Source organism: Paenibacillus sp. FSL M7-1046, assembly GCF_038007405.1.
Lineage (GTDB): Bacteria > Bacillota > Bacilli > Paenibacillales > Paenibacillaceae > Paenibacillus_AQ.
In genome coordinates, this window is sequence record NZ_JBBOXB010000001.1 from 5,603,590 (window position 1) to 5,628,067 (window position 24,478).

Annotated in this window: 21 protein-coding genes; 17 read left to right on the top strand and 4 right to left on the bottom strand. The window is 50.9% G+C overall.

Annotated features, from left to right (window positions below; all coding sequences use genetic code 11):
- Positions 1-163 precede the first annotated feature (163 nt).
- Positions 164-790: an FMN-dependent NADH-azoreductase gene (locus NYE29_RS24895; protein ID WP_038593055.1), complete on the bottom strand. Its 627-nt coding sequence runs from the start codon at positions 788-790 to the stop codon at positions 164-166.
- 293 nt (positions 791-1,083) lie between these two features.
- Here NYE29_RS24895 and NYE29_RS24900 point away from each other — a divergent pair, with 293 nt between their 5' ends.
- Entirely contained in the window at positions 1,084-1,257 is a 174-nt protein-coding gene (locus NYE29_RS24900; protein WP_340899901.1) for a hypothetical protein, read from the top strand.
- 111 nt (positions 1,258-1,368) lie between these two features.
- On the opposite strand, the gene NYE29_RS24905 is transcribed toward NYE29_RS24900, so the two are convergent.
- Positions 1,369-1,608, bottom strand: coding sequence for a hypothetical protein (locus NYE29_RS24905; RefSeq protein ID WP_038593052.1), 240 nt, complete (start codon positions 1,606-1,608; stop codon positions 1,369-1,371).
- 256 nt (positions 1,609-1,864) lie between these two features.
- On the opposite strand from NYE29_RS24905, the gene NYE29_RS24910 reads away from it, so the two are divergent.
- The gene (locus tag NYE29_RS24910) at positions 1,865-2,449 is read left to right on the top strand and encodes a hypothetical protein (protein ID WP_340897894.1); all 585 of its coding nucleotides are present in this window, start codon (positions 1,865-1,867) and stop codon (positions 2,447-2,449) included.
- Here the strand turns inward: NYE29_RS24910 and NYE29_RS24915 are convergent.
- Positions 2,436-4,157, bottom strand: coding sequence for an alpha-amylase family glycosyl hydrolase (locus NYE29_RS24915; protein ID WP_340897895.1), 1,722 nt, complete (start codon positions 4,155-4,157; stop codon positions 2,436-2,438). The two genes, NYE29_RS24910 and NYE29_RS24915, sit on opposite strands and share 14 nt — an antisense overlap.
- Before the next feature lie 378 nt (positions 4,158-4,535).
- Here NYE29_RS24915 and NYE29_RS24920 point away from each other — a divergent pair, with 378 nt between their 5' ends.
- The 7 genes from NYE29_RS24920 to NYE29_RS24950 all read left to right on the top strand — a co-directional run bounded on the left by NYE29_RS24920 (position 4,536) and on the right by NYE29_RS24950 (position 12,007).
- On the top strand, positions 4,536-5,543 hold the full coding sequence (locus NYE29_RS24920) for an ABC transporter substrate-binding protein (RefSeq protein WP_340897896.1): 1,008 nt from the start codon (positions 4,536-4,538) through the stop codon (positions 5,541-5,543).
- Positions 5,544-5,586: 43 nt separating this feature from the next.
- Entirely contained in the window at positions 5,587-6,366 is a 780-nt protein-coding gene (locus NYE29_RS24925; protein ID WP_340897897.1) for an ABC transporter ATP-binding protein, read from the top strand.
- A 44-nt stretch (positions 6,367-6,410) separates the two neighbouring features.
- Positions 6,411-7,199, top strand: a complete 789-nt coding sequence (locus NYE29_RS24930; protein ID WP_445322218.1) for an ABC transporter permease — start codon at positions 6,411-6,413, stop codon at positions 7,197-7,199.
- 89 nt (positions 7,200-7,288) lie between these two features.
- Complete coding sequence (locus NYE29_RS24935; protein ID WP_038593041.1) at positions 7,289-8,278, top strand: aromatic acid exporter family protein; 990 nt, start codon at positions 7,289-7,291, stop codon at positions 8,276-8,278.
- A 217-nt stretch (positions 8,279-8,495) separates the two neighbouring features.
- Positions 8,496-9,518 carry an HD-GYP domain-containing protein gene (locus NYE29_RS24940; RefSeq protein WP_038593039.1) on the top strand — a complete coding sequence of 341 codons (1,023 nt, stop codon included), beginning with the start codon at positions 8,496-8,498 and terminating at the stop codon, positions 9,516-9,518.
- A 305-nt stretch (positions 9,519-9,823) separates the two neighbouring features.
- Complete coding sequence (locus NYE29_RS24945; protein WP_038593037.1) at positions 9,824-10,381, top strand: outer spore coat protein CotE; 558 nt, start codon at positions 9,824-9,826, stop codon at positions 10,379-10,381.
- Between the two features lie 171 nt (positions 10,382-10,552).
- On the top strand, positions 10,553-12,007 hold the full coding sequence (locus NYE29_RS24950; protein WP_340897901.1) for a putative amidoligase domain-containing protein: 1,455 nt from the start codon (positions 10,553-10,555) through the stop codon (positions 12,005-12,007).
- 29 nt (positions 12,008-12,036) lie between these two features.
- Here the strand turns inward: NYE29_RS24950 and NYE29_RS24955 are convergent, their stop codons facing one another.
- Complete coding sequence (locus tag NYE29_RS24955; RefSeq protein ID WP_340897902.1) at positions 12,037-12,867, bottom strand: GNAT family N-acetyltransferase; 831 nt, start codon at positions 12,865-12,867, stop codon at positions 12,037-12,039.
- A gap of 256 nt (positions 12,868-13,123) precedes the next feature.
- Between NYE29_RS24955 and mutS the strand changes: the two genes are divergently transcribed.
- The 8 genes from mutS (at position 13,124) to NYE29_RS24995 (ending at position 24,468) form a co-directional block, all read left to right on the top strand.
- On the top strand, positions 13,124-15,955 hold the full coding sequence (gene mutS, locus NYE29_RS24960; protein ID WP_340897903.1) for a DNA mismatch repair protein MutS: 2,832 nt from the start codon (positions 13,124-13,126) through the stop codon (positions 15,953-15,955).
- A 70-nt stretch (positions 15,956-16,025) separates the two neighbouring features.
- On the top strand, positions 16,026-18,134 hold the full coding sequence (mutL, locus tag NYE29_RS24965) for a DNA mismatch repair endonuclease MutL (RefSeq protein WP_340897905.1): 2,109 nt from the start codon (positions 16,026-16,028) through the stop codon (positions 18,132-18,134).
- A 108-nt stretch (positions 18,135-18,242) separates the two neighbouring features.
- Positions 18,243-19,022 (top strand): class I SAM-dependent methyltransferase, encoded by a 780-nt coding sequence (locus NYE29_RS24970; protein ID WP_340897906.1) that lies wholly within the window; start codon positions 18,243-18,245, stop codon positions 19,020-19,022.
- Complete coding sequence (miaA, locus tag NYE29_RS24975) at positions 19,012-19,992, top strand: tRNA (adenosine(37)-N6)-dimethylallyltransferase MiaA (protein WP_340897907.1); 981 nt, start codon at positions 19,012-19,014, stop codon at positions 19,990-19,992. The genes NYE29_RS24970 and miaA overlap by 11 nt, the downstream gene beginning before the upstream one ends.
- A 19-nt stretch (positions 19,993-20,011) precedes the next feature.
- Positions 20,012-20,251, top strand: coding sequence for an RNA chaperone Hfq (gene hfq / locus NYE29_RS24980; protein ID WP_019910673.1), 240 nt, complete (start codon positions 20,012-20,014; stop codon positions 20,249-20,251).
- Positions 20,252-20,392: 141 nt separating this feature from the next.
- Entirely contained in the window at positions 20,393-23,038 is a 2,646-nt protein-coding gene (locus tag NYE29_RS24985; protein WP_340897908.1) for a transglycosylase domain-containing protein, read from the top strand.
- 215 nt (positions 23,039-23,253) lie between these two features.
- Positions 23,254-23,808, top strand: a complete 555-nt coding sequence (locus tag NYE29_RS24990) for a DUF402 domain-containing protein (protein ID WP_038593019.1) — start codon at positions 23,254-23,256, stop codon at positions 23,806-23,808.
- Between the two features lie 3 nt (positions 23,809-23,811).
- Positions 23,812-24,468, top strand: a complete 657-nt coding sequence (locus tag NYE29_RS24995; RefSeq protein ID WP_076109497.1) for a YdcF family protein — start codon at positions 23,812-23,814, stop codon at positions 24,466-24,468.
- The last annotated feature ends 10 nt before the right edge of the window (positions 24,469-24,478 follow it).

The window sequence follows — 24,478 nt, forward strand, 5'->3', positions numbered from 1 at the left end:
TTAGAATGGCTGTAAGGAGACCCTCTTGTAACGCAAGGGCGCAGCTCCAAAGAAGCTGCGCCCTTGCTATATATAAATAAAAGTCCGGCTAATTGCAATGCATATACCTAATTAAAGTACGGATGTCTATCTTTAGAACCGGACCTTTAATACTGGTGTGTTCTTAGAACGATGCAGCAGCAGTCTTGGCCAGTTGCAAACCGCTCGCGATGATTTCTGCGGATTGTGCAGGGTTCTGGTTGTGGCCTTCAATAATCACTTGTGTAGTATCTTTGAAGCCCCAGAAGTTCAGGTTGCCCATGATGAAGTTAACGGCCATTTCAGCGCTTGCTGCCGGTCCTTCGGAATAGATGCCGCCTCTGGCATTGAGTACAGCTGCTTTTTTGTCAGTCAGCAAGCCAACTGGACCTTCAGCAGTGTATTTGAATGTGGTGCCTGCCTGGTTCAGGTAGTCGATGTAAGTATGAAGTACAGCCGGAACAGTCATGTTCCAGAGCGGGAAAGCAAATACTACTTTGTCAGCGGCAAGGAACTGATTCAGGTATTTCTTAACCAGTGCAGCGCCGGCAGCTTCTTCAGGAGTAGCTTCGTAGCCTTGAGCGGCTTTATAAACACCGGTAATCAGTGTGTTGTCATAATAAGGAAGTTGCTCTGCGAACAAATCCAGTTCAGTGATTTCGTCTTGCGGATGGGACTCCTTGTAGCTTGCCAGGAATTCGTTGTAAAGCTGAACGCTTACGGATTGATCTGCAGGGCGGTTATTGGCTTTGATGAAAAGTACATTAGACATTATGATTTCTCCTTAGATATATATTTAATACTTACTATCAATAATATAGCATTTAATATTTAGTTTGTAAATAACAGTCGAAACAAATTTTTATTTGCTCGACAGCAAAGGCCTTTTCTTTGCAGGGCTACTACATCTCTTAATGGACGAATTGTTTTTTTGGCAGAACATCAATATGTAGTGAAACCGCTCTGACTCAGCTTTTTTTTCAATTTTGGGCAAAGTTTAAGGAATACAGGACCCGGTTATATAGGTGTTACAAGGATAAAAGGAAATGATTTCCTCACCTCAGGTTGGCAATACAACTTATTGAAGAAGGAGCGATTGACATGTCCATCGACCGTTTTATCATTAAAAAACTGGACAACTGTCACGAAGAGCAGACTCGTCGCAACTTAGTGAAGTTGTTCAAACTGCGGATTCAGAAGGCAGAAAAGGAAGAGAACAGAAATCACCGGATTAGTTGAAGATATGCCGCTGAAGTACAGATAGCCGGCCAACATATAGAGCGAGCAGAGCACATCCCTTCTTAATGAAGGGGTGTGCTTTTTTTCTGCACAAAAAAACTACCCCTCTAATTAATAGAGGGATAGCGCCAATGAATCATTTTCACTATAACTGTGCAATATAGCTTCAGAGCCTTTAATTTCGATACTAATCAGAGAATTTAAGCATTTCTGCAGAGCACTTTTGCCCTTCTGGATTTTGAGCTCCAGTGTGCTGTTCAGCAACCGGATAACCTTCTGGGTGGGCTGTTTGTTTTCTGTAGTGAAGTACACAGGTACAAGCTTGTTCTGAAATGTGATGAGCATTCTCATTTTGAAATCACCTCGCTACAAGTATTTCATGATATAGATCATACCCCTCATTTCTTAATTTTACCTTAAAATTAGCTTATGATAACATAAAGATTACAAGTTTTATAGTTTGGGACTTTTTTTATTGCAGTGTGATTCCAATGTTAGCGGGATCCGGGAAGGATATATCAATGTGAATAAAAAGGATAAGGTATATTTAGCTAATTTTCTGTTCCCAGATAAGCCAGCGGGGAAGGAAATTTCGGATCTGATGCAAATGGCAGCATCCGCGGACCGAATATGCCGGTTAAAATACTGTGAAGGTGATCAAGTACAGGATATCTGCCTGCAGGTTCATAAGGATATAACATTGATCGCAGGCATTGAGCCCTCAGATTCCTTCGTCTATAGACTGAGCGATCCACAGAAGGTGCAGCGCGCTTGTTATTATCTGTTTAATTGCTTTGAGCCTGAAGAGTTTAGCGTAGAGGATGTACCGTGTCTGCAACTGTCCAGACGGAGATATGAGGAGCTAAAAGAAAGCGCCGCAACCTACAGCTTGTGTTTTTTGGCAGAATGTCTGACAGCGGAAACAGGGGATTTGCTACAATCCGCACAGCTTGCGAAGGTCATGAAGAACAAAACGGCTGAAGGAGAGCTTAAGCTGTGTTCACGCAGTAAAGAGGAGTGTAAGCTCCAGCATGCCTTTTTTATTGAAGATACCTCCAGCGGCTGGCTGCTGCGTATGAGCTGCGAAGCCGCGGAGGACTGGATGGTTGCCATTCCGGTTACGAAAGCGCAGATATGCTCTGCTCTCTATGAGTGGGTAATGCAAACATCTCCAGTGTTTACTCCAGAATAATTGTGGAATAAGCAGGCAGTGTAAGCATGTTGTCCGCCAGACCTGCTTCTCCCCGGAACGTCTTGATTATTGAAGAATAAGTAACGGTGTTCGTGCCGGAAGGTAGAGGAATCTTCTGTGTCCCGCCAGTTAAATTGTGAACCACCAATACTTGCTCTCCGGCAGTGATCCGTTCGAAGGCCATAATGCCACTGTTTCCGGAAGAATACTCGCGAATTCCACCGTCTTTCAGTGCAGGTACTTCATTGCGCAAGGAAATAAGCTGACGGTAATGCTCCAGCAGAGAACCTCTGTTCTGCAGCTGACTCTCCACATCAGCACCGGAATTAGCGGCGTTATTCTTTGCCTGCTCCCAAGTGGTCTGGCCATCTCCTTGACCATCGGCAGTCCATTTCATAGGCTCACGGAGGCCTTCATCGGGCTTCACTCCAAGCATTCCTATCTCTTCCCCATAATAAATAAACGGGTTGCCCGGCAAGGTCAGCAGAATAGCTGCGGCCATTCTGGCATGATCCGGATTGTTCGCAAGCTGGCTCATAACTCTGTTCTTATCATGATTATTCAGGAAAGTGGCATCTGTAAATGCTCCTCCCGAAATCTGCGAATATAGCTTGTAAGTTCGCTCCAGAGTAAAGGCAATCCCACTGTCTTTTTCTGTATTGGCAGAATTCAGCACTGCTTCGGCCAGGCCGAAATTAAACCCCGAATCAAATGCTTGATCCAGATAGGCCCCTACGGTAACAGCTGAATTCTCCCATACCTCCCCCACGATATACGCCTGCGGGTTCACCTCGGTTATCGCTTTGCGGAATTCTTGCCACCATGCCACGTTTTTGGCAGTTGTTGCCTCGCTTCTATCCGATACCTGATCTTCGTAGATATGCTTGGCGGCATCCAGACGGAAGCCATCCACCCCTAGATCCATCCAATATTTACCAATATCCTTCATCTCACTGCGAACATCAGGATTATCAAAGTTCAAATCAGGCATTCCGTCCCAGAAGGTGCCCATATAGTGGCTGCCCCGCACAGAGTGCCATGGATTCCCGCTGCCGGCAGCGCTGGTGCCGCTAACCGGACGGTTTTGGTCTTCGGCCCAGACATACCAGTCTCTATACTTACTTTCCTTGTTTTTGGCGGAATCCACAAACCATGGATGCTCCTTGGAGGTATGATTCACAACCAGATCCATTATGATTTTGATTCCCCGCTTATGAGCTTCTTTTATCAGCTCCTGCATATCCGCAACTGTCCCGTACTGGGGGTTGATAGTGCGGTAATCGGTTACATCATATCCGTGATAGCTGGGTGAGGAATTGACGGGCATAAGCCAGATTCCGCCGATTCCAAGATCGTCCCGGGTCGCGGGATTCCCGTCATTCAAGTAATCCAGCTTCTCTGTAATGCCCCGTAAATCACCGATCCCATCCCCGTCGGAATCATAAAAGGAACGGACAAAGATTTCGTAAAAGACCGTGGAGGGCTGTTCATCAACTGCAGCAACCGATTGCCCGGAGACTTGAGGAGAGTTTTGCGGATCGCCGCTTGAAGCCGCGGGTGAAAGTTCTGGTGCCGTAGAAGCGGTAGGCTGGACGGCGCTTGTACTGTTGTTGTCAGAGCATCCGGCAAGCAGGGCAGCAGTTATGCCTGCGATGGCCAAAATGCACATCATGCGGCGGTTAGTCAAGGTTAAAGGCTTGCGCTGCATCTGTTGCGGACCCCTCCGATAAATAGCTTCATTAGTATGTTGATGTGATAAGCGCTTTATTGATATCTTAGTCGAATGCATGATTTTGGTAAAACGTTTGCACAAACGAAAAATCAACGAATTAAGCGATTTATTAAGATTTAGACTGATATATCATTGATTATTGTTTGTATTCTTCTGATATCTCGTGTTTATGCGGAAAATCGTATTTTCATTTAAATAATTTCATGCAAGGAACCGAAATATGCGCCAGTTCTTTCACTTTGAAGTTCTATAATGAAGCGCAAACGATACTACACATACTCTTTAACCTTTCTGTAGGCATTCGCATAAGCTGCAAGCAAGGGCAAAAGACCCGGGAAGAAAGGAGAATGAAGAATGAAAAACAAGAAAAAGCTGTCACTGTCGCTCATGATTCTCGCCTTGTGTTTTTCAGTGCTCGCCGGCTGCGGCGGAGACTCGGCTGCGGTAAAAGTGAAGATCGGCGAAGTCACCCGATCCGTCTTTTATGCGCCCGAATATGTGGCATTATCCCAGAACTTCTTTAAGGAAGAGGGGCTGGATGTTGAGCTTCAGACTATACCCGGCGGTGACAAAACAATGACCGCATTGCTCTCAGGAGCTATTGACGTGGCGCTTGTTGGTCCAGAAACTTCAATTTATGTATATCAGCAGGGAGCGGATGATCCCGTTATCACTTTTGCCCAGCTGACCCAGCGGGACGGCACGTTCCTGTTCGCCCGCACACCGGATGCGGACTTTAACTGGGATAAAGTAAAGGGGTCGACCTTCCTTGGACAAAGAAAAGGGGGAATGCCGCAAATGGCGGGTGCCTTTACTTTGTTTAACAAAGGGATTGATGCCGAAAAGGACCTCACGCTGATTCAAAATATCGACTTTGCCAATATTGCCGGTGCCTTCGCCTCCGGGACAGGTGATTATGTACAGCTGTTTGAGCCGCAGGCTTCTATTTTTGAGAGTGAAGACCGGGGCCAGGTGGTGGCATCCTTTGGGGTGGAGAGCGGTTATCTTCCTTATACGGCTTTTATGTCCAAGGGGAGTTATATCAAAAAAAATAGTGATACTGTGCAAAAATTTACCAATGCAATCCAGCGTGCACAGCTATGGGTGAAAGAGCATAGTCCCGAAGAGATTGCCGATGCGGTACTTCCGTATTTTGATAAAACGGAGCGTGAGATTGTGATCTCCGCGATCAAGCGCTATAAAGAGCAGGACACCTATGCCGTAGATCCGGTCGTGGACAACGAAGAGTGGAACAATCTGCTGGATGTGATGGATAATGCCGGAGAGCTGAAAGAACGGGTTCCGGCGGAGAAAATTGTGAACAACAGCTTTGCGGAAAAAGCGAAAGACAACGTCAAGTAGGCGTTGTCTTCGTCAAATTGATTAAGGGTTAGGAGGGGCTGATATGCTGCCAGTAGTGCAATTGGAGGAAGTGACGCATGCCTATCTGGGTGACCGCGAGGCTTCTCTGGCCATTGAGGACCTCAGCCTCAGTGTAGAACAAGGGGAGTTCGTCAGTCTCGTCGGGCCGAGCGGCTGCGGCAAGACGACACTGCTGTCGATCATTGCCGGGCTGCTCAGTCCATCCCGCGGCGAAGTATTCGTTAACGGACATAGTCTCAAGGGACCCTCCCCGGAGGTAGGGTATATGCTCCAGCAAGATTACCTTTTTCCTTGGCGGACGATCCTGGACAACGCGCTGCTTGGACTGGAGCTCACCGGAAATCTGAACGAAAGCACGCGTCAAAAAACGCTGGAGCTGCTGAAGGATATGGGGCTGGAGGGCAAGGAGCAAGCCTATCCGTCACAGCTGTCCGGCGGCATGCGCCAGCGTGTGGCACTGGTACGGACACTGGCCACCGACCCGGGGCTGCTGCTGCTGGATGAGCCGTTCTCTGCGCTTGATTATCAGATCAAGCTGCAGCTCGAGGATCTGGTATCCGAGACGCTACGCCGCCGTGGAACCACGGCGGTTCTGGTTACCCATGATCTGTCAGAGGCGATCGCCGTCAGCAGCAGGGTGATTCTGCTGCAGCGGAACCCGGGAAGAATACGTAAAATATTTACCGTTCCGGAGGAAATACGCAATACGCCCCCGCTGTACGCGAGGGACTTGCCCGGTTTCGCGGAGCTTTTTCATGGAGTCTGGAAGGAAATGGAGTTGGCTGGGAGGGAAGACGTGTGAAATCAAGTCAGCAAAGCGAAATAACGGCTTCCCGCGCACAATGGCTGGAGCAGAAGCATAGCGATTACAGGAAGAAAAAAAGGCGCTGGCAGAGCAGGGTCATGGCCGTGCGGGGCAGTCTGCTGCTGCTGTTTTTTCTGCTATGGGAAGCAGGAGCCCGGCTGGGTTGGATTGACGAACTGCTGTTCAGCTATCCGACGAAGATCTTCCGTCAGATCTGGGAAGACATGATCAGCGGAAGCCTCTGGCCGCATTTGGGGATTACCGTAGGGGAGACCGTGGTCGGCTTTGTACTCGGAACGCTGCTTGGAACATTGCTGGCAGTGATCATCTGGTGGTCGCCTTTTTTATCAGCGGTGCTTGACCCGTACATGGTCGTTTTCAACAGTATGCCTAAGGTAGCGCTGGGGCCTATCTTTATCGTGATGTTTGGTGCCGGATTTACCGCAATCGTAATCACTACCCTATCCATCACTGTTCTCATTACAACACTTGTTGTGTATAACAGCTTTTGCAGCGTAGACCCGAATCTCGTGAAGGTGGTCAGGTCGTTTGGGGCGACCAAAGTACAGGAGTTCTTTAAGGTTATCCTGCCGGCATCCTTTCCTACGGTTGTTTCGACTTTGAAAGTAAACGTTGGCATGTCCTGGGTAGGTGTAATTGTCGGTGAATTTCTAGTCGCGAGGTCGGGGCTTGGATATCTGATCATATATGGTTTTCAGGTGTTCAATTTCACTCTTGTCATGTCCAGTCTGCTGATCATTGCAGCGGTGGCTACGGCGATGTACCAGATGGTCGTCTATGTGGAGAAGCTGTTGTTGTCGAGGCGGTGAGAAACATGTCATATTGTGTCTCCTCTGAAAATCTTGTACCATGTTTATATCTTTACCTGAATGATGAAAAGCCAAGGAGAGGTATTTACATGGGATTTCGAATTATCAAAACAGCGGCGGCAACGCTGCTGTCCATTCTGCTGGCAGCCGCTATAGGCATACCCAACGCGCAAAGCGCGGGCCTGCTTGCGATCCTCGGAGTGGAAACTACGCGTAAAAGGAGTCTCCGAACGATAATGGCGCGTTTCTCAGCCTCGCTTGTGGGACTCTTTTTAGGTTGTATTCTATTTTTCACCCTGGGCTTTCATTATTGGGTACTTGGCTTGTATGTGCTGTTCGGTTTCCCGCTGATCGTTAAATCGGGCTTTAAGGAGGGCATCGTTACCAGCTCGGTAATCGTGTTCCGCGTGTTCGGACAAGCTGAGCTGTCACTTCATGTTCTGCTGCAGCAGATTGAGCTGCTGGTTGTGGGCCTGGGATCGGCGGGTCTGGTCAATCTGATCTATATGCCGCAGACCGGCGGGGTAATTGCGGGTATCCGCAAGGAGGTCGACAAGTACTTTTCGATCATATTTGTACAAATGGCAAGGACGCTGCGGGACCCGGGTTATGTGTGGGACGGTAAGGAGCTTATCGGTGCGAACGAGGCTGTGCAGCGGGGACTTACGGCTGCGTCCAGGGAAATGGAAAATCATGTGATTCATCCGGATGAAGCCTGGAATATTTATTTCTATATGCGAAAGGAGCAACTGGAGTCGATCCAGAATATGATGCAATTGCTCTCCCAGGTGTACCGGCAGCTGCCGCATGGAGATATGGTTGCCGAATTGTTCGATCAGCTTTCTAATGATGTACTGGCAGAGGAATACACCGGACGGACGGAGCGGCTGCTGGATGCGCTTGAGCAGGAGTTCGAGCGGATGGAGCTGCCGGAAACCCGTGAAGAGTTCGAGGTCCGTTCTGCGATTCTGCAGCTCTGCCGGGAGCTGGCACTTTATCTGAAAATTGCCAAACGCCATAAGGTTCCGGTTGAAGCCAAACCGTTGAAACGACCGGCCGCTTTCCGGGGCCCCTCGTAATCTATAAGATGTAAATGTCGGTGAGGTATTAACATTGCTGCGTAAAATAACGATAAGATATGTAAGAACTAAAAGTGAGCTGGTAATTGTCCCGTCGTTCAGTTTTTGTTCAGTCAACAGGATTAATGTGTTATTCATTAGAAGATGGGGCAGTGAAAGTTCCAATTACTGCAGACGGTTCGCATAGGTGAATTTCTGCGCAGGTAGGTGAGGACTATTGAACAACAGCAATGAACAATATATCGGTAAACAGCTTGTTGAGAATCTCTTCAACCATAATGGCGTGTTTGTTCTGCCCGCACTGACTTTGTTAAGCAGTGATCATATCCGTCTGATCAGTCAGCACAAAATCTTTCTCGAGCCGCATGATGTGGTTCAAGTGGACAGTGCAGCCTTCTATCAGATTGCGGTTGACGAGTGCACGTCTGCGATGGAGAGTATCTTTGAGCAACTACGTTTTAACAAGAGCAAACGGCTGCCCATGATTGAGCTGCGCAATGAAGTCATTCCCTTTATTCAGCGGGTTAGTGAGAAGAACGATTTTTACGGAATATTGGCTGCGTTGCAGTCCAAGGATGATTATACATACAGACATAATGTTGCAGTCGGAATTTTGTCTACACTTCTGGGGAAGTGGCTCAAGCTGAAACCGGAAGAACTAAGTATGCTGACCATTGCCGCAACGCTTCATGATATCGGGAAAATTATGATACCTGCTGAAATTTTGTCCAAGCCCGGACCCCTCAATGAAGAAGAGCTTGCGATGATGAAAAAGCATACCACTATTGGATACGAGATGATCAGGGACACGGTAGGCACCAATCATATGCAGGCACTCGTTGCGCTGCAGCATCATGAGCGCATGGATGGCAGCGGATATCCTTTCGGTGTTCTGGGCCACCGGATTACTGATTTCAGTAAAATAGTTGCCGTGGTGGATATTTTCCATGCGATGACTTCTGACCGCTACTACCGGAAGGCCTCGCCTTTATATGAGGTTTTGAGGCAGATGGAGGATAATGTCTACGGCAAGCTTGACCCTTATATTTGCAGTGTCTTTATCAATAAGCTGATGCAGTCAATGATAGGCAACGAAGTAGTGCTCTCGGATGGGCGGATAGGCAAAATCATCATGATTCTCGCGCATGATCCGCTGCGGCCATTGGTTAATATTGATGAGGATTTCATTGATCTCAGCAGGCACCGAGATTTGGGGATTATGCGGGTTATACCGTTATAAAACCTCGTACGAAGACACCCGCAGGCGGTTGCTGCGGGTGTCTTTGCTGTTCTGAAAAGAAGAATAACGGGCTGCAATAGCAGGAGTGGAGTCGCGGCTTGACGGAAGTTCTACGGTTGCCCTGTGGGCTGTCCGTTTTTTGTTATGTACTCATAACCAGGGGATTATTGCAATAAAATGAACTATGAATCTTATAACGGGGCGCATGGAGGGCTTACCCAAATTTATTTCTACTCTAACAATCAACAAATGCCCAGAACGTGCATACACTTGATAGTGAATGATTGTATGGAGGAGGTTTAAAGATGTCATTAAGTCATAAACGTCAAACAAGGGAGATCATTACGAAGGCAATTTGCGGCAAAGGTCGTAAGTTCTCTACCGCAACTCATACCGTGACTCCGCCACATCATCCGACAAGTATTCTGGGGGCTTGGATTATTAACCACCAGTACGAAGCGGTTGCCGCCGGAAACGGAATCGAAGTAATCGGTACTTACGATGTGAACATCTGGTATTCGTACGACAAAAACAAGCAGACCGAGGTAGCCAAGGAAACGGTCTCCTACGTGGAGCTCATTCCGCTGTCGTATCTGGATCCGAGACACCGTGCTTCCACGGTAGAGGTCTCTGCGGAGGCAACGCAGGAACCAAATTGTGTGGAAGCCGGTGTCTCTCCGGGCGGCGGCAGTGTGACACTTCGCGTAGAGCGGGAATTCGAAGCGGAACTGGTGGCTGAGACCAAGGTTCGCGTGTTTGTCACTGACCAAACGGATGATCCGGAAGACAAGGATTACGATTTCGACGGTGAAAGCTTTGATTTCGATGATCTGGATCCTGACGCCCTGGATGATGAGCTGTAAGGAAGGAATGCGCCGCCGCCAACTGAATATCGGGTGGGTTATAATCCATTATATGTAGTGAGGGCGGCGGCGAGAGGGCGAATGCCCTCCTTTTTATTTTTTATTTATTTTTCAGCATCAAGAACGGGAAGATCTAAAGTTAGGGGAACGAACCACTAGGGAGGAGCCAGCGTGAATGAAGGGTTAAAGGAGTACCTGCACCTAACTCCGGAGCAACAAGAGCTCCGGCTGCGGCGCTGTGGACTGGAGGCTGCTCTGTCTGCCGGCGGGAATCGCTTGGAGAGGGATGCAGGGCAAGCCGGAAGAATAGCTGTTGCAAATGGCCATACATATAAGAAGGGTCCCGATATGGATAGACACAAACAGCAATACTTGGTTAAAGTATTCAACTTGGCAGTGCTTGAGATCACACCACTGGGTACCGGCAGGGCCATGAGTGCTGCAGCGGGGAATTCCCGCCCAGATGCATCGGGCGGTGGGGATAGTGTGTCCGGGGGTACCGGTGTTAGCTTGCTTGATGAGGGTGAAATTGATAATTATGGAGACCCTGGAATTCCCGGAGATTACGGAATACCCGGTGAACAGGCGCATTACAGCCCCGGCCCGGAGCGGCGCGGAACTGCCGGACTGGTGAGGGGAATTGCGGTTAGAGCTTTATACAGCCTGGGGCTGGACAGCGGTGAAGTCCGGCTAAAGGCTATGGGCGGAAGGCGATACCTTGTGGAACAAATCCTTCCGCTCGCGGAACCTGCCGGCAAGCCGCTGCCGGAGCCTTACCGTACAGCGTCGCTGGCGCTGGACCACGACCTTGCCCGGGAGCTGCCTGGCCGTCCAGGCATGCTGATGGGCATGGACCCGGAGTTTCTTCTGCTCCGGGAAACCTCCGGCCGCGTCGTGCCCGCGTCGCGGTTCCTGCCCGTAGACGGCGTCGCGGGCTGCGACGCCGGACCTCCGGGAACGCGCGGCATGTTCCCGGTCGCTGAGCTGCGCCCTGCGCCGCGCGGGGAACCGCGCGCACTGCTGGCGCAGCTGATGTCCGCCGCAGCCACGGCGGACCGGATGGTATCCGACCGCTCGCTCCGCTGGCGGGCGGGAGGCATGCCGCTGCGGGGCTGGGCCCTCGGCGGCCACCTGCACTTCAGCGGCGTCCGGCTGACGGCGCCGCTGCTGCGCGCGCTCGACAACTACTTGGCGTTGCCGCTGCTGCTGCTGGAGGACGCCCGGGCTGCGGCGCGGCGTCCGCGTTACGGGGTGCTCGGCGATTTCCGTATTCAGCCGCATGGCGGCTTTGAATACCGGACCTTGCCGAGCTTCCTGGTGTCCCCGGTCATCGCCAAAGGCGCGGTCTTCCTGGCTCACCTGATCGTGAGCCGCTATGAAGACCTGACGCAGCGCCCGCTGGACCGGGAAGAGCTGCATGCCGCCTATTACAGCGGCAGCAAAGATCTGCTGCGCGCCGCCTGGGCTCCATTGCAGGCCCAGCTTCGCGCACTGGACGGCTACGCGCGCGCCGCCCCTTACGTGGAACCGCTGTTCCGCTGCATCTCCGCGGAACAGACCTGGGATGAATCGCGGGATATCCGTCCGCTGTGGACCGGGAAAGAGTCCATGAGGAATCAGCGGTAATCAGGTTGGGAATTCTGTCGCCCTGAGGCTTATGCACCTGCGCCTGTAAGTTGATTTTCTTTATGTAGATAAGTCATGGACCATTTGTCGATATCGCGGAAACCGAGCTTTTTGTAGATTAAGCCTGCTTGAGGATTGTTATAGAAAAGGCATAGCGATTTTCCCTCGGCCAGAATATCGGCACAAAGCTGTGCGACTACCTGTGAAGCTAATTTTTGTCCTCTGTATTCCGGATGGGTGGCTACGGCGACTATCATCGCTGACCGGGAATTTTCCGCCGCGGTTGACGCGGTAGCAATTACTTCCCCGTTCTGTTCCACGAAGTAGGTGCGGCCGGTTCCGCTTTCCAGCGTTTTGAGCAGAGTTTTACGAGCATCCTCTGGACTGCTGGTAAACTCTGTAATAACATCCGTCAATGTACAAATGGCATCCACATCCTGTGTTGTAGCTTTTTGGATGGGCACAGGAGCGGATGCCGCTGTACGGATTTCCTCATTCATCTCTGTCAGCTCGGCGAAAAGCATCTCTTTTTCCTGCCGGATATTCAACCATTTACTGAGTGTCCGCACAACCTCTAAAGAGCCTGAGATCATTTCGGCGTTTTTGTTTCTGCGCAACAGTTCCGCAAAACCCTCCGCATCAAAAGGCCCCTCTGAATATGGCAAATAACTTCCGTAGAAACGCAGTATCACTGCTTTTAACGGCCCGTCTACAGAGTCACTTTCTCCCCAAAGCTCCATGAAATCCTGCTCGAACCCGAAATTTTCCACGTCTCCGATAATGTATAAATTGATAGCCGGATTTTTGCCTACCAGTTCCATCAAATCTTCCCGGTCGGCTTCATTTAGTTTGCGTATCAAGCTTGTACCTCCTTCAGTTTCAGTAATGTATAATAATTCCTTTATAATTTTACAGCAAATTATTGAAAAAGCACATCATATGGTCATGTTGATCTTCAATGGCTATAATTAACAATATCTGTAATGCACCCGATGCAGGCAGCGTTCCAGCTCTGGTGTTCTCTTAGTGTTCGCTTATTGTGACTTCCCGGGGTGACTTTGCCTTGCAGGTTTCTGTTATAATAGAGAACACAGAAGATAGGTATGGAGGTCAATGATGGCAAAATATACGCCGATGATAGAACAGTATTTAAAGGTCAAAGAAGGGGCAAAGGACGCTTTCCTTTTTTTCCGGCTGGGCGATTTTTATGAAATGTTCTTCGAGGATGCGGTTCTGGCTTCGAAAGAGCTTGAGATTACTTTAACCGGCCGTGAGGGTGGGGGCGAAGAGCGCATTCCGATGTGCGGAGTGCCATACCATGCCGCGGAAGGTTACATACAGCGTTTGATCGAAAAGGGCTACAAAGTTGCGATTTGCGAGCAGCTGGATGATCCCGCCGTAACAAAGGGCATGGTGCGCCGGGATATTGTCCGCGTTGTCACACCGGGTACAGTAATGGACGGCAAAATTATTACGGACAAAAGTAACAACTACCTCGTTTGCGTGACCGAGCAGGACGGGATGATGGCTCTGGCTGCCTGCGATTTGACTACGGGTGAGCTGTATGTCACTTCCGTTCTTTCAGGTTCGGAATGGCTGCGTGACGAGATCGGCATTTATGAGCCAGCCGAGATTATCGGAGATGCTGACCTGCTCGAGAGTTTGCGCAGTGAGGCCTCACTGCTGGCGAAGCCGGTCGTGTACACTCCTTGGGAGAAACGCGAAGAGGAATTGGCCCGCCGCCAGTTCGGCGAAGCGGCCTGGGTGCGTCTGGAGAGTGAACGGGGCAAATGTCTGGCGATGCTGATTTCCTATTTGAGTGAAACCCAGCGGCGTTCCCTGGGACAGCTTAGCCAGATTTCGCCGTATGAGCCTGGCAACTATATGATTCTGGATCCGTTCACACGCCGCAATCTGGAGCTCACTGAAACGGTGCGCGAGCGCTCCAAAAAAGGTTCACTGCTCTGGCTGCTGGACCGCACCGAAACCTCGATGGGCGGGCGTCTCCTGCGCCGCAGAATCGACAAGCCGCTCTTGCAGCGGGCACCGATTGAGCGTCGTCTGGAGGCTGTAGATTATCTCTATAACCAGTTTATTGTCCGTGAGGATTTGCGCGGGGCGCTGAAAGAAATCTATGACCTGGAGCGGCTCGTCGGGCGTATCGCCTTCGGCAGTGCTAACGGACGCGACATGAATGCCCTGAAGCAGTCACTGGCGCAAATACCAGCCCTGAAAGATATGTGTCTGACTTCAGGTTCAGAGACCCTGAGAGAGATCGGTTCCACCATGGATGAATGTGCAGAGCTGCGTGAGGATATCGAGCGGGCCATTACCGAGGATGCGCCGGTATCTGTGCGGGACGGGGGAATTATCCGGACAGGCTATCATGAGCGTCTGGACGAGCTGCGGGAAGCTAGCAGCAGCGGCAAACGCTGGATCGCCGAGCTGGAGGCGAAGGAGCGCCAGGCTACAGGCATCAAGTCGCTGAAGATCGGCTATAACAAAATTTTCGGCTATTATATAGAAATTACCCGCTCCAATCTTGCTTCCTTGCCGGAAGGAAGATATGAACGCAAGCAGACCTTGGCGAATGCAGAGCGTTATGTTACCCCTGAGCTGAAAGAGAAAGAAGCGCTGATTCTGGAAGCCCAGGACAAAATGACCGATCTCGAATACAGCCTGTTTACCGAGCTGCGGGACCGTATCGGGTCACAAATTCCCCGGCTGCAGGCCTTGGCGGAGAAGGTTGCAGAAATAGATGTGTATCAATGTCTTGCTGCGGTCAGCGCCGAGCACCGGTTTGTAAAACCCAAGCTATCCGACGGTTATGACCTGCGTCTTACGGGTGGACGGCATCCGGTAGTAGAAGCGGTGCTGAAAGATTCTGCATTTATAGCAAACGGCAGTACACTGAGCAAGAATGAAGGCAATATATTGCTCATCACCGGCCCTAACATGGCTGGAAAAAGCACCTACATGCGCCAGGTGGCACTGATCTGCATTCTGGCTCAAATCGGCTGTTTCGTTCCGGCAGAAAGCGCGGAGGTTCCGCTGATAGACCGGATCTTTACACGGATTGGAGCGGCGGATGACCTGATCGGCGGGCAGAGCACCTTTATGGTGGAGATGGCCGATATTCAGGTCATGACTGAGAAAGCGACTTCGCGCAGCCTTATTATTATTGACGAGCTGGGCCGGGGCACCTCGACAAGCGAGGGCATGGCGATTGCCCAGGCGGTAATTGAATACGTACATGATACCATTGCCTGCAAAGCACTGGTCTCGACGCATTTTCATGAGCTGGCCCATTTGGAGCAGAGCCTGCAAGGCCTGAAGAATTATTCTATGGCCGTGCAAGAGAGTGGAGACAAAGTGAACTTCCTGCGCAAGCTTGTGCCGGGAGCCGCCGACAGCAGCTATGGCATCTATTGCGCCCGGCTGGCCGGATTGCCGGAAGGTATTATCGACCGGGCATACGGTCTGCTCCAGAGCATTGAGCAGTCTGCGCCTCCGGGCTCGCCAGCGCTGCAATACGGGACTGCCTATGAGAGCCGTCATGGTGTGAAGGAACAGGCAAGCGGACTATCTGCAAGCCGAACGCAAGACGCGGATGTATCGCCATCGGGAGATGATGCTGCCTACATGCATGCGGGCAATGCAGCCGCCGTGAGCACATCAGGCGGATCAGCTTACACCAAAGCTGCCGTATCGCTGGCTTTCCTGCCGGATGCAGCAGACGCTGAAGTCGTACAACTGTCGATCTTTGGAGAAGAAGAGCCGCGCAGGAACCGTAAAGGCGGAGCGGGTTCCGCACCTGCACCTGTTAAAGAAAATCCGCTACTGAAAGAGCTGGTTGCCGCTGTTCAGAGTGCAGATCTGATGAATATGACCCCTCTGCAGGCAATGGGCCTGCTGAATGAGCTTAAGCAAAAAGCCAAAGAGCTTTAATTTAAGGTATTTCCAAAAAAGCGTAATTCTAGCGAAGAACAAACATCACTATTGGCGAGGTGAATACAAAATGGCTAAAATTCATGTACTGGACGAGCATATTGCCAACCAGATTGCAGCGGGTGAGGTTGTGGAGCGGCCGGCTTCCGTTGTAAAGGAGCTGGTGGAGAACGCGATTGATGCCGGCAGCACCCGAATTGAGGTTTCTGTTGAAGAGGGCGGACTGCAGAGCATCCGCGTCAAAGACAACGGCTCAGGTATTGAGCCTGAGGACTGTGAGACCGCCTTCTACCGGCATGCGACCAGCAAGATTGCAAATGGACGTGATCTGTTCCTGATCACGAGCCTTGGCTTTCGCGGCGAGGCTCTGCCCAGTATCGCCGCTGTCTCGAAGGTATCCCTTCTGACTGCCAGCAGTGATGATGGTAAAGGCAGACTGATTGATATCGAAGGCGGGAAGCTAATCCGCAATGAGGATACACCTTCCGGTAAGGGAAGCGATCTTGCAGTAAGGGAATTATTTTTCAACACACCGGCAAGGCTGAAATATATGAAGAGCATCCAAACCGAGCTGGGGCATATTTCGGATGCGATGTACCGGATGGCTTTGGCTCATCCGTCCATCTCCTTTACGTTGCATCACAACGGCAATCAGCTGCTGCATACACTTGGCAACGGCGATCTGTTGCAGGTGATTGCTGCCGTTTACGGTACATCAGCGGCCAAGGCGATGCTGCCGATCTCAGCAGAAGATCCGGATTACCGGATTACCGGCTTTGTCAGCAGGCCGGAGTGGACCCGCTCCAACCGTAATGCGGTCACCACGATTGTAGGCGGAAGATACATCCGCAGCAACGGGCTGAATGCGGCTATTATGCGGGCTTATCACACGCTGCTGCCGATTAACCGCTATCCGCTGCTCGTATTGCAGCTGGACATGCATCCGTCACTCGTCGACGTCAATGTACACCCGGCGAAATTGGAGGTGCGTTTCAGTAAGGAGATCGAACTGTACGCATTTGTTGAGCAGGAGATCCGCAAGGTTCTGCTGGGCCAGAGTCTGATTCCGCGGCCGGGCAAAGAGATAATAGGCGCCAAGGGCAGCAGTTCCTTTATCCAGGAGCAGTTTGCCTTTCCAAAAGGAGCCATTCCTCAGCCAGCTGATGGTTTGCCAGGCATGGCCCGCAATGATCAAGACGGTCCAGACCCGCGGACCGCTGGTCCGCAAAGTGATATGCCCTCCGGGGTTGCTCCGCAGAGTGATCTGCAGCAAGCGGGTACATCAGATGCTAATCGTCCCGCAGAGAGACCGGGTGCTTGGAACCGCGGAGTCAGCGGTGCTTCCCCCTTCGGCAACGGGGCTGCAGCAGGTGAACGCTACTCCGGCAACGCACAGCAGCGGACGGGAGAGCCTCAGAGCGCAATGCCGGTGGCCCGGGAGTCTGCTGCGGCATACAGCGGCAGTACTTCTTCATTGCCGCGTGAAGGGACTGGCGGCAGCTACCGCCAGCCTGCCGGGGCAATGCCGCCCCGGGGAGGGATGCCTTCAGCAGAGGAGCTGTACGCTCCAACCGGCAGTGAAGATCCTGCGCTTCCTCAGTTCCCTGAGCTGAACTACATCGGCCAGCATCACGGGACATATCTTATTGCCCAGAATGACAGCGGGCTTTATCTGATTGACCAGCATGCGGCACATGAACGGATTAATTATGAATATTATTATGAGAAATTCGGGCGTCCCGAGGATGCTTCGCAGGAGCTTCTCCTGCCGATCACCCTGGAATTCACCCCTTCGGAGAGCCGCCAGCTCAGTGAAAGGCTGCATTGGTTCGAACAGGCAGGTGTATTTCTTGAGCATTTCGGAGGGCAGACTTTTCTGGTACGTTCCTTGCCGTACTGGTTCCCTGAGGGAGATGAGAAGGCGGTCATTGAGGAAATGGCGGAATGGGTGCTGAGCGAACGTTACATCGACCTGGCCAAACTGCGTGAGAAATCCTCCATTCTCTGCTCCTGCAAGGCGTCCATCAAGGCCAACCAGAAGCTTACAGAGCAGGAGGTAGAGGCTCTGCTGTCCAGGCTGGCAGCTTGCCGCCAGCCATATACATGTCCGCATGGACGACCGATCGTGGTTTCTTTCTCTTCTTATGACCTGGAGAAGCTGTTCAAACGTGTCATGTAAGTGCAGCTGCACTGCATATGAGGTAAGCCAGCTCACTTACAGCTCTTGATCTGCAATCTGTTCATTTCTATTTTTTAGCGCTCTAATGCGTACCAGATCGGAGGCATCATGATTATAACAACGGGTTTTGACCCGATACCGGAAATAGTGCTGCGGGCTGAGCAGCTTGCTGAACGCACGGGCGCATCTTATGTGCCGAGAGCTAGGTTCTCCATGCCAAAGCTGGCGGAACGTTACGGGGATGAGGAGATTCTGGTAGTTCTGCAGGAGGCGGTACGGCTGATCTCACCGGGTTTGCCACCGATGGAGTTTCATCCCAGTATGGGCTTTGTCCGGGCGAAACGCATCCTGAAGGGCGAATCTGATCCCATGCTGGAAGCTGCCGGAATGCTGCCGGGAGACAGTGTGCTGGATTGCACGGCGGGTCTTGGCAGCGATTCTCTGCTGTTTGCCGTCCACGGCGGAGAAGATTCCGTGGTGACTGCGCTGGAAAGCTCCTTGCCGCTGTATGCGCTGCTGCTTGAAGGCATGAGCCAGTACATTTCCGGCCAGCAGAAAGTAAACGAAGCGTTGCGCCGCATCCAGGTTGTGCACAGCGAACATCTGGGGTACTTGCGGGAACAGCCGGACAATAGTGTCGATATCGTCTACTTCGACCCGATGTTCCGGGTTCCCTTGACGGATTCTGCGGCGATATCCCCCTTGCGCCGTTTCGCTAACACAGCGGCCTTGACCGGGGAGAGTGTCGCTGAGGCAGTCAGAGTAGCACGCAAGGCTGTCCTGCTCAAAGAGAAGGCCTTAAGCGGCGAATTCTCACGGCTGGGCTTTACCGAACAGCTGCGCAGCAGCTCCAAAACATCGTACGGGGTGATACACATTGACAACTGAGATTAAACATAAGGTTCTGGTACTGCTGGGGCCGACCGCAGTCGGCAAAACAAGGCTTAGCCTGGAGCTCGCGGAGACGTACGGTGCAGAGATCATCTCCGGTGATTCCATGCAGGTCTACCGCGGTATGGATATCGGTACAGCCAAGATCACACCAGCGGAGATGAAGGGGATTCCACATCATTTAATTGATATCCATGATCCGCAGGATGCTTATTCTGCCGCTGAATTTCAGGTGCAGGGCGTCCGGCTGATCGAGGAGATCAGCGCCAGGGGTAAGCTTCCATTTATTGTGGGCGGAACGGGACTGTATATTGAATCCCTGTGTTATGGTTTCCGCTTCTCTGAGGCCGTGGCGGATGAGGCGTTCCGCAGCGAGCAGGACGCCTTTGCCGAAGAGCATGGAGCAGAAGCTCTGCACGCCAGACTGGCGGCTGTAGACCCTGCCAGCGCTTCCAGATTGCATCCGAATGACCGCCGCAGAATCATCCGTGCGCTGGAAATTCATCACCAGACAAAGGTTACGCTTTCGGCGTCCCATGAGGCTCAGAAGAAGGAGTCTCCATATGAGTTATGCCTCATAGGTTTGACAATGGACCGGAAAATACTATATAAACGTATTGAAGACCGAATCGATCAGATGCTGGCGGAAGGTCTCGTCGCCGAGGTGAAAGGACTGCTGGATCATGGCTACAGCAGAACTCTTGTGTCCATGCAGGGATTGGGCTACAAGGAAATTGCCGCTTATCTCGCGGGAGAAACGACGCTGGACGAGGCTGTGACACTGCTGAAGCGCGATACCCGCCGATTCGCCAAACGACAATTGTCATGGTTTCGCCACATGAAGGAAATCCAGTGGATCGACGATTTCAACGAGCAAAACTTTTCAGAGAATTTTGCAAAAATACGTGCTATAATAGCAGGAAAGTTTCTCTCAGGTCTTGAATATACTTCTGAACAATCTAATTGAACCATTGGGGGTACGTCATATGAACAAGTCCATTAACATCCAAGATACGTTCTTGAACCAGCTGCGTAAAGAGAATATCCCTGCCACAGTATATTTGACCAACGGCTTTCAAATCCGGGGAATCATCAAAGCATTTGACAATTTCACAATTGTCATCGACAGTGACGGACGCCAGCAAATGGTGTACAAGCATGCCATTTCCACCTTCACGCCACAGCGCAGCGTATCGCTGATGCAGGACAGCGGAAGCGAAGAATAACATTTTTTACAACTTTGTAGTGAAACCTTTTTGTTTATAAAGCGTTTGAATAGAGAGTGCGAGAGAGCAACCTGTGAAGGTTGTTCTTTTCATTCGTGTATACAATTTCAAGATGTTTCCGAAAGGGAGTCAGGAGGCAGCATGTCTAGAGACGATTTTTCCAGGACGAACCGCAATAGAGACAGGGGCACCACCCCTGCGAGTCCCAAAGGGAAGCCGAAGAAAAAGAAGAAGTTTCTAACCAAGAAACGCGTACTGTGGAGTTTGTTTTTTGCAACAGCGCTGGCGATTTTTTGTGCGCTTGGCGGTTACCTGTTTATTATGCTGAACGGGCAGAAGCTGCTGAATGAGAACGAGGATAAATTAAGCGTGAACCCGCCGACACAGATTTTTGACCGCAATGCAAATTTGATCGGTGAACTGTCACTGGAAAAAAGTGATCCGGTAGAGTATGAAGATATTCCGAAACAGCTGATCGAGGCTTTTGTTGCTACAGAAGACAAACGTTTTTTTGAACACAAGGGTGTGGATTTATGGTCGATCGGCCGCGCAGCCGTCAAGGATATCGCTGCACGCAGCATGGTGGAAGGCGGCAGTACGATCACCCAGCAGCTTGCGAAGAATATCTTTCTGACACGCGATAAGACATTTTTCCGCAAAGCGACTGAGGTTTCCATTGCTGTAGCGCTTGAGAATGAGAGGACCAAAAATGAGATTATTACGTTATACCTGAACCGGATTAACTTTGGTGGCACAATCTACGGCATCAAGGCAGCATCTATCCGTTATTTTGGTCAAAGCAATCTTAACGAACTTAAGTTGTGGCAAATCGCCACATTGGCAGCTATGCCGAAGGGGCCGTCCCGTTACAATCCGCTGCGCAATCCGGATTTGTCCAAGGAACGCCGCGGCGTAGTGCTCCAGCTGATGTATGAACAGGGGAAAATTACTGAACAGGAGCGGGATGAAGCCGCTGCGGTCAACTACAACTATAAGCCGCCCGAAAGCAAACAGCGTTATCAGGCCTTTATTGATTATGCTATAGACGAGGCGGAAGATAAGTTTGGATTAACCGAAGATGATCTCAACATCGGCGGATACAAAATTTATACAACGATGGATAAAAACGCCCAGCAGACGGTAGAAGATGCTTTTGCCGACAGCGACAATTTCGAAAAAAGTGTGGATGAGGAGCTGGTGCAGGGTTCGATGACCATCATCAACCAGGAGAATGGCAGCATCGTTGCGCTGATGGGCGGACGGAATTATGAGAAGAAGGGCTACAGCCGTGTGAACGGCAGCCGGCGTTCTCCGGGTTCCTCCTTCAAACCGTTGGTTTCTTACGCTCCTGCTCTGGAGTCGGGGAAATTCTCAAGCTCCTCAATGCTCAGCAATGAAAAGCAGTGCTTCGGTAAATACTGTCCGAGAAATCTGCATGGCTACTCATCAACGATCAGCATGAGTCAGGCAATAACGAAGTCGGAGAACATCCCGGCGGTCTGGCTGCTGAATGAGATTGGTGTGGATACCGGCTTCCAGTTTGCGAAGAAGCTGGGGATCAGCCTCAGCGATGAAGACAAGAACCTGTCACTCGCCCTCGGCGGGATGAGCAAAGGAACCAATACGCTGGAAATGGCTCAGGCATACAGTGCTTTTGCCAGCGGTGGTGAACTGCGTGAGGCGTATTCGATTAAATCGATTGCCAACAGCGACGGGGACATGGTCTATAAGGCTAATACAAAGCCTGAGCGGGTGATGAGTGAGGATACAGCTTATCAAATGACCGAAATGATGCAGGACGTTGTACAGGACGGTACAGGTAAAAAAGCGAGAATCAACCGTCCGGTTGCCGGCAAGACCGGTACTACCCAGAGCGGGTACGACGGGATCAAATCCAACCGTGATGTGTGGTTTGTCGGTTATACACCGGAATGGACCGCAGCAGTGTGGATGGGATATGACAAGCCGAGCAAGACACATCTGCTCAAGAACAGCAGTCCGCTTGCAGCGGCGTTCTGGGGTAAAGTTATGGAGAAGGCTCTGGAGGGGATTCCAGAAAAGTCTTTCCCTAAACCGGAAGGTGCGAGTGCGCCTGAACCAACGGCTACTCCGGAAACGGTACAGCCTGTCACGGGTCTATCCGCTGAATATGATCCTTCAACATTGACAGTGAACCTTGGCTGGGAAGCGGCTCAGGTTGCAGGAGTGGAATACCGGATTTACCGCCGGGAAACCTCGGAGGCGGAGTTCACTTCACTTCTCAGCACAAAGTCTCTCACAATGGGTGATATTAGCGCCATGCCTGGACTGACTTACGAATATTATGTAACAGCTTATTATCCTGAACTGGATGTGGAGAGCGAGCCATCGGGCACCGTTACCGTAATGGTTCAGGATGAACTGCAGACACCAGAACCGGAAGCAACGCCTGATCCGAATCTTCCGACAGATGATCAAGGCAACGGACAGGGTAACGGAAACGGCGAAGGCAACGGCAATCCCGGTGGAAACAATGGGAACGGCAACGGCAACGGCAATGGTAACGGGAATGGAAATGGTAATGGGAACGACAATGGCAATGGCAATGGCAATGGAGGAGGCAACGGCAATGGGGGTGGAGTTGTAACCCCGCCGGAAGCAACCACTACTCCGCCTCCGCCAACCCCGCTCCCAACTAGTTCACCTGTTGAAACCTCCGGTTCAGGAAACGCAGGTACGGATAACAGTACTGAGGCAGGAACGGTTCCGGAGAACGGATTTTCAAATGAGGGCCAATCTCCTCAATAACAATGGTGATTGCCTTTGATCCAAAGGACTATTCTTTACCCATCCAGATGGGGGAGGATAGTCCTTTTTTTAAATGTTCATCTAAAAACCCCTTTAATCCAGAAGCTGTAACCTTTGATTACGTTGCCGGCAGTTCTGTTTTTTTACGGGATGTTTTGAGTGTGTCTCTTAAATGTGTTAAGCTGAAGACACCATTTCTTGAGAGGGTAATTCATATGAAACGTAAATTCGGAGACCGGGCCAACTGGCGCCGGATTACGCGCCGACATTTTGCCTGCCGCTATGTGGAAACCCGGGAATTCAGCGGTTATATCACTCTTTATACGATTTACGGGCTGAAGGAACCACTGTGGAAGAGCTATGGAAGGCATACATACCGCATAGCGGACAAAGGATATTCTTGGCTGCAATATTTTCCCAAGGATAGCCACTATATTGTGACGGCTATGTTCGACGAACGACAGAATATCGTACAATGGTACATTGACACCTGCAAAGTTCAAGGCGTCACGGATCAAGGCGTTCCATGGTTTGATGATTTGTACCTGGACGTTGTGGTGCTTTGGAACGGAGAGGTGTTTTTGCTGGATGAGGATGAACTTGAGGAAGCGCTGGAAAGGGAAGACATTACGGACAGCGACTATAATCTGGCCTGGGCAACAGCCAAGAGCATTCTACGCAGTATTGACGCACATGCCTTTCCTTATTTCTCTCTCTCACTGAAGCATCGTGCCGAATTGTTCCATCACGGAGAATTCAGGAGGAAATAAAAAATGGAATGGTACGTTTACCAAAGAGGTTCATCTCCAATACGCAAAGTGTCCAGAAAACGCCGCTCCCGGCGTAAGCGCAACTTGCTTATTGCAGGTATAACGATTGTGGCAGCAGGCCTCCTATGGTGTGCAGTTGTGTTTAATAACATTAACAGTGCAGCTACAACATCACCTATGGCGAAAGCGGATGCAGGTATTATTCTCGGCATGTCCATGTGGGGGGATAAGCCAAGCCCGGGCCTAAAGGAGCGGCTGGATTACGGGCTAAAGCTCTACCGGGAGGGAATGTTCAGCACCTTTATTGTTTCGGGGGGGCTGGACGATCCGGACTACAAATTTACCGAAGGTCAAGGAATGCGGAATTATCTGGTGGAGCAAGGTGTGCCGGAAGAAGATATCCTTATGGAGAACAAATCTACCAGCACGTACGAGAATCTGCTGTTCAGCCAGGAAATTATGAAGCGTGAGGGGATGACGTCTTCGGTTATTATTACGCATACTTTTCATGGACAGCGGGCGCAAGAAATTGCCAGAGAATTGGGCTATGCTGCACCTGAGCTGGGGCTTACCGAGTCAAAGGTGATGTCGATGGCCAAGTATAAATCCCGTGAAATCCTGGCCTACACCAAATGGAAGCTTCAGCAGTTATTTCTGTAAATCATCTGCC